Source organism: Curtobacterium sp. PhB115 (assembly GCF_003752025.1).
Classification (GTDB): domain Bacteria; phylum Actinomycetota; class Actinomycetes; order Actinomycetales; family Microbacteriaceae; genus Curtobacterium.
Genome location: NZ_RJKR01000009.1, coordinates 142,869 through 155,788, shown reverse-complemented (window position 1 = coordinate 155,788; position 12,920 = coordinate 142,869). Strand labels below are relative to the sequence as shown.

General features: G+C 70.5%; 12 protein-coding genes. All 12 read right to left on the bottom strand.

Annotated elements, in window-relative coordinates:
* Positions 1 to 58: 58 nt before the first annotated feature.
* Positions 59 to 1,012, bottom strand: coding sequence for a hypothetical protein (locus EDF19_RS13680; protein WP_123681426.1), 954 nt, complete (start codon positions 1,010 to 1,012; stop codon positions 59 to 61).
* 188 nt (positions 1,013 to 1,200) lie between these two features.
* Entirely contained in the window at positions 1,201 to 2,865 is a 1,665-nt protein-coding gene (locus EDF19_RS13675) for a phospho-sugar mutase (protein WP_123681425.1), read from the bottom strand.
* Positions 2,862 to 3,704 (bottom strand): purine-nucleoside phosphorylase, encoded by an 843-nt coding sequence (locus EDF19_RS13670; protein WP_123681424.1) that lies wholly within the window; start codon positions 3,702 to 3,704, stop codon positions 2,862 to 2,864. Before EDF19_RS13670 ends, EDF19_RS13675 begins: the two co-directional genes overlap by 4 nt.
* Before the next feature lie 125 nt (positions 3,705 to 3,829).
* Positions 3,830 to 4,108 carry a PTS sugar transporter subunit IIB gene (locus tag EDF19_RS13660; RefSeq protein ID WP_123681423.1) on the bottom strand — a complete coding sequence of 93 codons (279 nt, stop codon included), beginning with the start codon at positions 4,106 to 4,108 and terminating at the stop codon, positions 3,830 to 3,832.
* A complete protein-coding gene (locus EDF19_RS13655) occupies positions 4,105 to 4,551 on the bottom strand; it encodes a PTS sugar transporter subunit IIA (protein ID WP_123681422.1) in 447 nt (148 codons plus the stop codon). Before EDF19_RS13655 ends, EDF19_RS13660 begins: the two co-directional genes overlap by 4 nt.
* 3 nt (positions 4,552 to 4,554) lie before the next feature.
* Complete coding sequence (locus tag EDF19_RS13650; protein ID WP_123681421.1) at positions 4,555 to 5,667, bottom strand: adenosine deaminase; 1,113 nt, start codon at positions 5,665 to 5,667, stop codon at positions 4,555 to 4,557.
* Between the two features lie 120 nt (positions 5,668 to 5,787).
* Complete coding sequence (locus EDF19_RS13645; RefSeq protein WP_123681420.1) at positions 5,788 to 7,086, bottom strand: thymidine phosphorylase; 1,299 nt, start codon at positions 7,084 to 7,086, stop codon at positions 5,788 to 5,790.
* 1 nt (position 7,087) lies between these two features.
* Positions 7,088 to 7,567 (bottom strand): cytidine deaminase, encoded by a 480-nt coding sequence (locus EDF19_RS13640; RefSeq protein ID WP_123681419.1) that lies wholly within the window; start codon positions 7,565 to 7,567, stop codon positions 7,088 to 7,090.
* Positions 7,568 to 7,583: 16 nt separating this feature from the next.
* Positions 7,584 to 8,873, bottom strand: a complete 1,290-nt coding sequence (locus EDF19_RS13635) for an ABC transporter permease (protein WP_123681418.1) — start codon at positions 8,871 to 8,873, stop codon at positions 7,584 to 7,586.
* On the bottom strand, positions 8,870 to 10,234 hold the full coding sequence (locus EDF19_RS13630) for an ABC transporter permease (protein WP_185022854.1): 1,365 nt from the start codon (positions 10,232 to 10,234) through the stop codon (positions 8,870 to 8,872). The genes EDF19_RS13635 and EDF19_RS13630 overlap by 4 nt, the downstream gene beginning before the upstream one ends.
* Positions 10,231 to 11,751 (bottom strand): ABC transporter ATP-binding protein, encoded by a 1,521-nt coding sequence (locus EDF19_RS13625; protein ID WP_123681417.1) that lies wholly within the window; start codon positions 11,749 to 11,751, stop codon positions 10,231 to 10,233. Before EDF19_RS13625 ends, EDF19_RS13630 begins: the two co-directional genes overlap by 4 nt.
* Positions 11,752 to 11,838: 87 nt before the next feature.
* Positions 11,839 to 12,903, bottom strand: coding sequence for a BMP family protein (locus EDF19_RS13620; protein WP_123681416.1), 1,065 nt, complete (start codon positions 12,901 to 12,903; stop codon positions 11,839 to 11,841).
* Positions 12,904 to 12,920 lie beyond the last annotated feature (17 nt).

The following is a 12,920-nucleotide window of genomic DNA, read 5'->3' as shown; positions in this document are numbered from 1 at the left end:
GCTCGAGCTGCGCCCCGCTGTGGTCATCGCGCCCCGACTCTTCGGGGCGCGATGACCGTCAGAGGGCGCGGCTCGCGGCATGACGCCAGGCAGTACCCCAGTTCGGACCGAGCGGCACCCCGGCATCGTGCAAGATCCGCGGGAGCTGCCCGGCGGGCATCGCGTCCGACCACATCACCCGTGCGAAGCCGTTGACCTCAGGACGGCGGCGGAGACGGTCCTCTCGGCGCTTCTCGTCGACCAGGGCGTCTGCCGCTGTCCGCCCTCGCCGCGGATCGTCGTACTTCACCCGGCCGTCGAACTCGACGATCACCCCGGCTTCCGCGAACCACAGGTCCACCCGGTCGCGGAGCAGGCCGTCGTGCCGGAACTCCTGCTGCAGGGCCGGGTCCGGAGCGCCGAGCACGTGCGCAGCCCACCGTGTGATGCTCTCCCCCGGTGACTCGGCGAGCGGATCCGCGTGCTCGACCAGTTCCCGCGCGCGTCGATGCCCGCGAGCACGGCGACCCCCGAGCGCTTCGAGGATCGTCGCCCGCTCGACGCCGCGCCGCAGGACCGCGTCGAGCACGACGATGGCACGCCACGGGTGTTCGCGAAGGGCGACGTCGACCGCGGTCTCGGTCAACGTCGTGACGGCCACACCGTCGACCTCGACGGAGGACGGTCGCCGGCCGGCGCTGCCGATGCGCTGGATGCACCGCTTGACCTGGCCCCGGTCCCGCGACGGCTCGGTCACCGTGACACGCTCGCCGAGCGCCCCGACCCACGGAAGTCCGAGCATGGCGACCGCTGACCGGTGTGACACGACGACCGAGCCCCTCCCTCCGGCGAGCACACTCCGCACGAGCATGCGATGTCGTTCGCGTCCCGTCATCGACGCCCACTCGCCCGACCCGACGTACGTGCCACGGTGCACCCGGACGAGGGCGCCGGCATCCGCTGCGCGACGGATCGCCGACGCACGACCGGGGTCCTGCGCGAGGCCGACGGTCGAGATGGGTTCGTGTTCCATGCTCCGATGATCGCGACGTACGGTCCATCGAGAGCGGGGTCTGCGCGATCTGTGGACAGGCCATGGGGCAGCGCACCTCGTTGCGGGCATCGCGCCCCGAAGAGTCGGGGCGCGATGCCCGCAGTGGGGCGCAACACGAGCGGAGCGCGAACGAGCGGAGCGCGACGCGAACGAGCCGGGCAGCGCCCCTACGAGACCAAGGGGCGGACGGACTCGGCCAGGGCGTCGACCAGGCGCTGGGCCTCGGCGGGGGTCGCCGCCACCGTGTCGATGTAGACCTTGACCTTCGGCTCCGTACCGCTCGGGCGGACGATCACCCGCGCGTCACCGGTCAGGTCGTACCGCAGGATGTCCGAGGGCGGGAAGCCCTCCACCCCGCCGAGGTAGTCCGTCGTCGTGAGCACGTCGAGCCCACCGAGCGAGGTCGGCGGCGCGGCCCGGAGCGACTCCATGATCTGCCCGATCCGCGAGAGGTCGTCCACGCGCGTCGCGACCTGGCCCGAGGCGAACGCCCCGAACTCGGCGGCGAAGGCCTCGAGCTGCCCGGCGATCGACGACCCCGCGGCAGCGAGGTCCGTCGCCAGCGAGAGCAGCGACAGCGCCGCCGAGATGCCGTCCTTGTCACGGACGACCGACGGGTCGACCAGGTAGCCGAGCGCTTCCTCGTAGCCGAAGAGCAGCCCTGGCACACGTGAGACCCACTTGAAGCCGGTCAGGGTGTCCCGGTACTCCAGGCCGTACCGGGCCGCGACCCGGGACAGCGCGGGTGACGAGACGATCGACGCGGCCAGGGTGCCGGTCAGCCCGGCCTCCGACGCACGAGCGGCCGCACGCCAGCCGAGCAGCCAGCCGACCTCGTTCCCGGACAAGCGCCGGTAGGAACCGCCCCCGCTCGGGATCGCGAGTGCGAGCCGGTCGGCGTCGGGGTCGTTCGCGATGACGAGGTCCGCACCGACCGCGACGCCGCGGGCGATCGCCAGGTCCATCGCGCCCGGCTCTTCGGGGTTCGGGAACGACACGGTCGGGAACGCCCCGTCCGGGTGGATCTGCTCCGGCACCACTGCCGGTGACGCGAACCCGGCGGCGGCGAACACCGCACGCGCGGTCTCCCACCCCACACCGTGCATCGCCGTGTAGACGACCGTCGGCTGGGCCTCCGGCGCCAGGGCCGGCGCGTCCACCGTCGCGGCCGTGGCGGACACGTAGGCGTCCAGCAGCGAGGACGTCGCGACCGTGTAGTCGGTGGCGCGGGGCAGGTCCGTGATCGACCCGGCAGCCACGGCGTCGATGGCCGCGGCGATCGAGCCGTCGACCGGCGGCACGATCTGCGAACCGTCGTCGTCCTGCCCGAGGTAGACCTTGTAGCCGTTGTCCCGCGGCGGGTTGTGGCTCGCCGTCACCATGACCCCGGCCCCGACGTCGAGGTGCCGGACGGCGAACGCGAGCACCGGCGTCGGGAGCGCCGACGGCAGCAGTGTCACGTCGAGCCCGAGGCCGCGCATGACCTCGGCGGAGTCGCGGGCGAACACGTCCGAGTTCACCCGGCCGTCGTAGCCGATGACGACGCTGCGCGACCGGCCGGTGTCGATGAGGAACCGAGCGAGCCCGGCCGCGGCCTGCGTCACCACGACCCGGTTCATCCGCAGCGGACCGTACCCGAGCTCGGCGCGGAGTCCTGCGGTGCCGAACTGCAGGCGACCGCCGAAGCGCGCGGCGAGTGCCTGCACGGCCGGACCGGAGCCGTCGGAAGCGGCATCGATCGCGGCGGCGAGCTCGTCGCGGGTCTCCGGGTCAGGGTCCTGCGCGAGCCAGGCCCGAGCGGTCCCGAGCACGTGGTCGAGGTCGATCTTCACGAGGCGGACTGCCCGAGTGCCGCCACCACGCGTGCGAGGAGGTCCGCGATCACGGGTTCGGCCTGCTTGCCGGCCTCGAGCACCTCGAGGTGCGACAGCGGCGTCTTCTGGATTCCTGCGGCGAGGTTCGTGATGAGCGAGAACCCGAGGATCTCCATGCCGGCCTGGCGGGCGGCGATGGCCTCGAGCGCGGTGGACATGCCGACGATGTGGCCGCCGATGGTCTTGGCCATCTGCACCTCGGCCGGCGTCTCGTAGTGCGGACCGCGGAACTGCGTGTACACGCCCTCGTCGAGCGACGGGTCGACCTCGCGCGCGATCGCACGGAGCCGCGACGAGTACAGGTCCGTCAGGTCGATGAACGTCGCACCCTCGAGCGGGCTGTCGGCGGTCAGGTTGATGTGGTCGCTGATGAGCACGGGGGTGCCGGGCGTCCAGTGCTCCTTGATGCCACCGGCACCGTTCGTCAGCACCATGATCGAGGCGCCGGTCGCCGCGGCGGTGCGGACGCTGTGCACGACCCGGCGGACACCGTGGCCCTCGTAGTAGTGCGTGCGCGCGCCGATGACGAGCGCGTGGCGGCCGTCGGCGAGGCGGATCGACCGGATCGTGCCGGAGTGGCCGGGCACCGCCGAGGCGCTGAACCCGGGGACCTCGGACGCGGGGATCTCGGACACGGTCTCACCGATGATGTCGGCGGCCTTGCCCCAGCCGGAGCCGAGGGTCAGGGCGATGTCGTGCCGCTCGATGCCCGACTTCGAGGCGATGACGGCGGCGGCGTCGCGCGCGACCTCGAACGGGTCGGCGGCGGGGTCGTTCAGCGGGTTCTCCGTGCTCATGCCCCAACTCTAAAGGGCGGGCACGCCCCGCAGCGCGCGCGGCAGCAACCGCCGCAGCACCCGCCGCAGCACCCGCCGCAGCACCAGCCTCAGCACCCGCCGCAGCACCCGCCGCAGCACCAGCCTCAGTGCTCGCCCAGCGCCCGGTCCACCGCGGCCGTGATCTCGCCCTGGTCGAAGTGGTTCCGGATCACGATCACCTCGGCGTAGGTGTCCCCGATCGCCTCGACGAACTCCTGGCTCGTCAGGATCACGTTCGCGTCGGCGGACACGTCACGTACCGAGGCAACGTCGGCCGCGACGACCGCCGCGTCGAGCCCGAGCGCTGTCAGGGCCTTCTCGGCGTTCACCTTGAGGATGCCGCTCGAACCGATGCCGGCACCGCAGATCGTCACGATCTTCACGCGGACACCCCCATGATCGTGCGGACCTCGTCCGCCGTGGTCGCCGCCGCGATCCGTCCGGTGACGGTCGGGTCGTTGAACAGGTTCGCGATCTCCCCGATCGACTCGAGGTGCGAGCCGACCCCGGCGACCGCGAGCCCGAGCACGACGCGCACGGGGTCGTTGTGCGGGTGCCCGAAGGCCACCGGAGTCTCGAGGGTCACGACGGACAGCCCGTCGTGGAGCACGGCGGGCCCCGGCCGGGCGTGCGCGAACGCGAGGCCCGGCGAGATCACGATGTACGGACCGTGCTCCTCGACCATGCCGATCATGGCGTCCGTGTAGGCGTCGGTCGCGGCTCCTGAGGCGACGAGCGCGCCACCGGCCAGTCGCAGCGCGTCACGCCACGCAGGCGCGGTCGCCCCGAGGGTGACGGCGGCGTCCGGCAGCGGCGGCAGTCCCATGTGTCAGGCCTCCGAGTACCCGGCCGTGATGGTGGCGATGATCTCCTCGCGGTCCTCGAGCGGCAGGAACGAGCCGAGCGCGGCGTTGATCTGGAACGCTGCGAGGTCGTCGAGGTCGTAGCCGAACGTGCCCGCGAGCAGTGCGAGCTCCTTCGACAGCGAGGTGCCGCTCATGAGCCGGTTGTCGGTGTTCACCGTGACCCGGAAGCCGAGCTGGTAGAGCACGTCGAACGGGTGGTCGGCGAGGTCGTCGCCCCACGCCGCGATCGCGCCGGTCTGCAGGTTGGAGGACGGCGAGACCTCGAGCGGGATCTCGCGGTCGCGGACCCACGAGGCGATCTCGCCCAGGGAAGCCAGGGTCGACCCGTCGCCGGCGTCGGAGAGGGTGACGTCCTCGAAGATGCGGACGCCGTGGCCGAGGCGGAGCGCACGGCCGTCGACGAGCGCGGACCGGATCGAGGCGAGCCCGTCGGCTTCGCCCGCGTGGACGGTGACGGGGAAGAGTTCCGAGGCCAGGTAGTCGAACGCAGCGCGGTGGTTCGAGGCGGGGAACCCGGCCTCGGCACCGGCGATGTCGAACCCGACGACCCCGTTGTCCCGGTGGCGGACGGCGAGTTCGGCGATCTCGAGCGACCGGTCGGCGTGCCGCATCGCGGTGACGAGCTGGCCGACGCGGATGCGCCCACCGGCGGCGTCGACGGCTGCTTCGATGCCGGCCTGGACGGCTTCGACCGTCTGGTCGAGCGTCAGGCCACCCTGCAGGTGCTGCTCGGGCGCCCAGCGGACCTCGCCGTAGACGACGCCGTCGGCGACCAGGTCCTCGACGAACTCACGGGCGATGCGCGTGAGCTGCGGGGCGGTCTGCATCACCGAGGTGGTGACGTCGAAGGTCTTCAGGTACTCGACGAGCGAGCCGGAGTTCGACTGGTCCGCGAACCACTGACCGAGCTCGGCCGCGTCGGTGGTCGGCAGCGTGACACCAGCGTCGACCGCGAGCTCGATGATCGTCGCGGGACGCAGCCCACCGTCGAGGTGGTCGTGCAACGAGACCTTCGGCAGGTCGTTGATGACCGCTCCGGCGTCGGGCAGGCGGTAGGTCGGGGCGTCGGCGCTCATGCACCCAGGCTATCGGTGGTCACCGACCATGCGCAGGCACCTGTGCACAACAGACACAGGACCAGACTGGAGGCTCTCCACACGTGTGCGGAGAGCCTCCGGTCGGTCGGACGGTCGCGTTCAGCCCGCGATGCGCTCCCGCACGATCGGCCCGCGGGCCGGGACGGCCGCGTCGGATGAGCCGATCGACCACGCACCTTCGAGCGACTCGAGCGCCCGCGGGATCCGCGATCCGTCGTCGGAGTGCAGCGTCCAGAGCGGCTGCCCCTCGGTGACGGTGTCCCCTGGCTTGACGTGCAGCTCGATGCCGGCGCCGGCCTGCACCGGGTCCTGCGCACGGGCACGCCCGGCTCCGAGCCGCCACGCCGAGACGCCGAACGGCAGCGCGTCCTGCTGCACGAGCACGCCGGACGTCGACGCGGTGACGACGTGCTGCTCACGAGCGACCGGCAGCGCCGCGTCCGGGTCCCCGCCCTGCGCCTGGATCATCCGGCGCCAGGTGTCCATCGCGCGACCGTCGGCCAGCGCCGCGGCCGGGTCGGCGTCCGGCAAGCCAGCGAGGGTCAGCATCTCCGAAGCCAGCGCGAGCGTCAGTTCCACGACGTCCGACGGCCCCCCGCCCTCAAGGACCGAAACCGACTCCCGCACCTCGAGCGCGTTGCCGATCGTCAGCCCGAGGGGGACCTCCATGTCGGTCAGCAGCGCCGAGGTCTTGACCCCGGCGTCGTTCCCGAGGTCGACCATCGTCTGCGCGAGCTGCTTCGACGCCTCGTACGAGGGCATGAACGCACCCGAACCGAACTTCACGTCGAGCACGAGCGCACCGGTGCCCTCGGCGATCTTCTTCGACATGATGCTCGACGCGATGAGCGGGATGCACTCGACGGTCCCGGTGATGTCCCGGAGTGCGTAGAGCTTCTTGTCGGCCGGCGCCAGGCCCGTCCCGGCCGCGCAGATCACGGCACCGACGTCGGACAGGATCTCCATCATCCGCGAGTTGGACAGCGACGCCTGCCAGCCCGGGATCGACTCGAGCTTGTCGAGCGTGCCGCCGGTGTGGCCGAGCCCGCGCCCGGACAGCTGCGGAACAGCCACGCCGAACGACGCCACGAGGGGCGCGAGCGGCAGCGTGATCTTGTCGCCGACGCCACCGGTGGAGTGCTTGTCGACGGTCGTCTTGCCGAGCGAGCCGAACGACATCCGCTCCCCCGACGCGATCATCGCGAGCGTGAGGTCCTTGATCTCGCGCCGCTCCATCCCGTTCAGGAAGATCGCCATCGCCATCGCCGCCATCTGCGGGTCCTCGACGTAGCCGCGCGTGTAGGCGTCGACGAGCCAGTCGATCTCAGCGGTTCCCAGGGCGTCGCCCGAGCGCTTCGTGCGGATGAGGTCGACGGTGTCGAAGGGCTCGACGGCCATGTCAGTGCTCCTGTTGGTAGGTGGCGAGGGTGCGCGGCCCGAAGGCGTCGGGCAGGACCTCGTCGATGGTGCGGATGCCGGAGACGGTCTCGAGCAGCATGCCCTCGGTGGAGTGCTCGAACAGCAGCTGCCGGCAGCGACCGCACGGCATGAGGGTCGCCCCGTCGCCGTCGACGCACGTGAAGGCGACGAGCTTGCCGCCGCCGGTCATGTGCAGCTGCGACACGAGCGAGCACTCGGCGCAGAGCGTCACCCCGTACGAGGCGTTCTCGACGTTGCAGCCGGACACGATCCGACCGTCGTCGGTGAGCGCCGCGGCGCCCACCGGGAACGACGAGTACGGCGCGTAGGCGTGCCGCATCGCGGCCGTCGCGGCCGTCCGCAGGGCGGTCCAGTCCACATCGGACGGGAGGCGCGTGGCGGCGTCCGCAGGGGCGGTGGCGGTGACCGCCTGGTCACCTGTTTCGTGCGTCTCGGTCATGTGCCGCGCCTCCCGGCTAGTTCTTGATGTAGGGCTTGCCGGAGGCCGCTGGACCACGCGACTGCCCGACCAGGCCGGCCACCGCGAAGATCGTCACCACGTAGGGCAGCATCAGCAGGAACTCGCTCGGCACGGGCGACTGCGTCGCACTGAGCGTGTTCTGCAGGTTCGACGCGAAGCCGAACAGCAGCGCCGCGAGCGTCGCCTTGATCGGGTCCCAGCGTCCGAAGATCACGGCGGCGAGGGCGATGTAGCCCGCTCCGGCGGTCATGTCCTTCGTGAAGCCACCGGTCGCGTCGAGCGTGAAGTACGCACCACCGAGGCCGGCGATCGCACCGGCGAGGGAGACGTTCCAGAACCGGGTGCTCGTGACGTTGATGCCCACCGTGTCGGCTGCCTGCGGGTGCTCGCCGACCGCGCGGAGGCGCAGGCCCCAACGCGTCTTGAACAGGCCGAAGGTGACCACCGCGACCGCGATGTACGCCAGGTAGACGACGACGGTCTGCTCGAAGAACACCGGACCGATGACCGGGATCTGGTGGAGCAGCGGGATCTCGATCCGCGGGAAGCGGATGCCGATGTTGAGCGTCTCCTCGTTCGGCGACAGCACCTGCGAGTACAGGAAGCCGGTCAGCCCGGAGATGAACGCGTTGATGACGACACCGACGATGACCTGGTCGACCAGGTACTTGATGCTGAACGCCGCGAGGATGAAGGACACCAGGACACCGGCGACGAGCGCACCGACGAGCCCGACCCACGCCGATCCCGTCAGGGAGGCGATGAGCGCCGAGGTGAACGCACCCGCGAGGAACTGGCCCTCGATGGCGATGTTGACCACGCCGACCCGCTCCGAGATGACGCCACCGAGGGCACCGAACACCAGCGGGACGCTCAGGCCGAGGGCACCGACGAGCAGGCCGGGCAGCGGGATCGTCGCACCGGCGGCGGCCCACGTCAGGAAGCCGACGACGAACACGATCGCGAACACCGACGTGACCCAGAGCGGCACGGTCCGGAACGCCCGGACCTCGATGAACGCGTACACCGTGGCGACGGCGAGGAGCAGCACGACGACGTAGCCGGTCGCAGCAGCGGGCAGCGGGACGTCGGGCAGCGCGAAGAAGTCACCGGCGTTGGCGAGCCGGAACGTCGTCGTGCCGGCGCGGTGCAGGACCACGAAGAACACGAGCGCGAGCACGGTGAAGACGGCGTACCCGATCGGCAGCTTCCAGCTGCGGGTGGTCTCGACCGGACGGTCGGCGAGGGGCGACGCGGGGGCCGCCGTGGGGCTGAGGGTGCTCACGCGGCGACCGCCTTCTTGCTGTTCTTGCTCGTCTTCGTCCGCTTGCGGGCCCCCGGCTGCGGGATCCGGAAGATCGCGCGGACGAGCGGCGGCGCCGCGATGAAGAGGACGATGAGGGCCTGGATGACGCCGACGATGTCGATCGGGATGCCGTTGGCGGCCTGCATGGCGTAGCCGCCGTTCTTGAGCACGCCGAACAGGATCGCTGCCCAGAACACACCCCACGGCTTCGAGCGGCCGAGCAGCGCGACGGTGATCGCGTCGAAGCCGATGCCGGCGTCGATGCCCGAGGTGAAGCCGGTCGTGACCGCGCCCTGCACCTGGTACGCACCGGCGATGCCGACGAGCGCACCGGAGATGAGCATCACCCAGATGGTCAGGGACGGCACGCTCATGCCGGCGACGCGGGCCGCACGCGGGTTCTCACCGATCGTGCGGAACCGGAAGCCGAGCGACGACTTGTTCACGAGCCACCACACGACGACGACCGCGAGGATCGCGACGATGAAGCCGAGGTCCACGCCGTACCGCACGCCGAAGAGCTGCGGCAGCAGGGCGCTGTCCTTCGTGGCGGGCGAGATCGGGTTGCTGCTCCCCGGTGCCTGCAGCAGACCGGGCGTGCGGAGCAGGTAGCTGACCAGGTAGAGCGCGACGTAGTTGAGCATGATCGTGACGACCACCTCGTTCGCACCCGTGCGGGCCTTGAGGAGACCGACGATCCCGCCCCAGACCGCACCGCCGACGATGCCGGCGACGATGGTGAGCGGGATGTGGATCGCGGCGGGCATGTCGAACGAGAACCCGACCCAGCCAGCCGCGGCGGCGCCCATCAGGATCTGGCCCTGGCCGCCGATGTTGAACAGGCCGGCGCGGAACGACAGCGCGATCCCGAGGCCGGCGGCGATGAGCGGCACCGAGTAGTCGATCGACCGGGTGAGCGGGCTGATCGCCTGCTGGAAGGTGTCGGCGCCGAAGTTGAACACCGAACCCTGGAACAGCGAGGCGTACGCACCACCCACGGCAGTGCCGATCGCCTGGAGCATGTCGGTGGGACGGGCGAAGAAGTACCCGGCGGTGGCGCGGACGTTCTCGTCGGTGAGTGCGATGAGGATGCCGCACGCGACGAGCGCGAGGACGACCGCGAGGACCGTCACGAGGACGGAGCCGTTCAGGATGCTCTGCAGCGCGGCGTGCCAGCGGTCGCCGCCGGTCGCACCGTTGCGGCGCTCGGTGTCCTCCGCCGAGTCCGTCATGAGGTGCGGGGTGGACTCGACCTCCTGCAGACGGTCGTCGGTGATCGGGGCGGCACCCGCCGCGGGGCTCGCTGGCTGCTGCGTCTTGTCTGGTTCCTGCGCGGTCACGCTGCCAGCTCCGTTCCTTCGGGGAGTTCGCCGGCCATCATGAGGCCGAGGACGTCGCGGGGGGTGGTCGCGGGGACGATGCCGACGATGCCGCCGCGGTACATCACGGCGATGCGGTCGGCGAGTGCCACGACCTCGTCGAGCTCGGTGGAGACGACGATGACGGGGACGCCGGTGTCGCGGGTGGCGACGATGCGCTTGTGCACGAACTCGATCGAGCCGACGTCGATGCCACGGGTGGGCTGCGCGGCGACGAACAGGCGGAGGTCGCGGCTCAGCTCGCGGGCGAGGACGATCTTCTGCTGGTTGCCGCCGGAGAGCCGGCCGGCCGCGGTGGTGCGGCCGGGGGTGCGGATGTCGAACTCGGCGATCTTCTCGTCGGCGAACGCGTCGCGCTCAGCGGACCGGATCGTGCCGGCGCGGACGAACTCGGCGTGGTCTGCCCGGTCGAGCATGAGGTTCTCGGCGATCGTGAACTCGCCGACGAGCCCGTCCTCCTTCCGGTCCTCGGGGACGAAGCCGACGCCGGCGTCGAGCACCTGCTTGACGCTCCGGCCGGTGAGTTCCTGGCCGTCGAGGGTGATCCGGCCGGCGTGGGCGGGCTCGAGGCCGATGATCGCCTCGGTGAGCTCGGTCTGGCCGTTGCCCTGGACCCCGGCGATCGCGAGGACCTCGCCGCGGCGGACCGTGAACGAGACGTCGTCGACGAGCACGATGCCGGACGGGTCGGTGACGGTGAGGTTCTCGACGACCAGGGCGTCCTCGCCGCCGGACGACGGCTCCTTGTCGACGACGAGCGACACGGCACGGCCGACCATCAGGGCGGCGAGCTCGTTGTTCGTCGCCGTGGGCGATGCCTCGCCGACGACCTTGCCGAGCCGGATCACCGTGATGCGGTCGGCGACCTCGCGGACCTCGCGCAGCTTGTGCGTGATGAAGACGATGGCGGTGCCGGCCTCGCGGAGCTGGCGCATGATGCCCATCAGCTCGTCGGTCTCCTGCGGGGTGAGGACGGCCGTCGGCTCGTCGAACACCAGCACGGAGGCGTCGCGGGACAGCGCCTTGATGATCTCGACGCGCTGCTGCACGCCGACGGGGAGGTCCTCGACCTTGGCGTCGGGGTCGACGTCGAACCCGAACCGGTCGGAGATCTCCTGCACGCGCTTGCGGGCGCCGGCGAGGTCGAGCCGCCCGCCGAAGGTGGTCTGCTCCTGCCCGAGCATGACGTTCTCGGCGACGGTGAACACGGGCACGAGCATGAAGTGCTGGTGGACCATGCCGATGCCGGCACGCATGGCGTCGCCGGGGCCGTCGAAGTCCTGGACGACGTCGTCGAGGAGGATCTCGCCCTCGTCCGCGTCGTACAGACCGTAGAGCACGTTCATCAGGGTGGACTTGCCGGCGCCGTTCTCACCGAGGAGGCAGTGGACCTCACCTGGCTCGACGGTGAGCGAGATGTGGTCGTTGGCGACCAGGGCGCCGAACCGCTTGGTGATGCCGCGGAGTTCGAGCTTCATGTTCGGGAGTCTATTTCTGTCTCGCGCGCGCCACGCGGGCGCACGAGAACGCGGGCGAGGGAGGAACCCCCGCCCGCGTTCATCGGGTTAGGACTGCGTCTTGACCTTGATCGAGCCGTCGATGATGCCGGCCTTGATGTCGTCGAGCTCGCCCTGCAGGCCCTTGTCGACCTTCGACTCGTAGTCGTGGAACGGCGCGATGCCGACACCGTCGTTCTCGAGCGTGCCCACGTACGGGGTCTTCGAGAACTTGTCGTCGGCAGCCTGCTCGACGACGTCCTTCACGGCCGGGCGCATGCCCTTCTCGACCGAGGTGAAGGCGATGTCCTTGTAGCGGGGGTCGGCCTCGTAGAGGTCGCTGTCCGCACCGATCAGGACGGAGCCGTTGTCGGCGTCCTTGATCGCTTCAGCAGCGGACTGGTAGATCGGGCCACCGACGGGCAGGATCACGTCGGCGTCCTGGTCGAGCAGCGTCTGCGCGACCGACTTCGCCTGCGTGCCGGCCTCGAAGCCACCGGTGAAGGAGCCCTTGCCGGTGTCGACGTTCCAGCCGACGACCTTGACGCTCTTGTCCTTCTGCTCGTTGTAGTACTTCACGCCGTCCGCGAAGCCGTCCATGAAGATGGTGACGGTCGGGATCTGCATGCCGCCGAAGGTGCCGACGACGCCGGTCTTCGAGTACGACGCGGCCGCGTAGCCGGCGAGGAACGCCGCCTGCGAGGTGTCGAACGTGATGGGCTTGACGTTCTTGGCGTCGATCGAGTTGTCGTCGATGATCGCGAAGTCGGTGTCGGGGTTCGCGGCGGCCTGCTTCTTCGTGGCGTCGGCGAGGTTGAAGCCGACGGTCACGATGAGGTTGCAGTTCTGACCGACGAGCTGCTCGATGTTCGAGTCGTAGACGGTGGCGTCCTTCGACTCGGCCTCCTTGTAGGTGGCGCCGAGGTCCTTGGCGGCGTCCTTCATGCCCTCGTAGCCGAGCTGGTTGAACGACTTGTCGTCGAAGCCACCGGCGTCGGAGACCATGCAGGGGCGGAAGTCGGTCTTCTTGGCGGTCTCGGTGTCGGACGGAGCTGCGGAGCAGCCAGCGAGGACGGCGGCGGTGCCGAGGAGCGCGAGGCCGCTGAGGACGACCTGTCGGGTGCGAGATGTCACGGGTTGGTTCCTCCGGG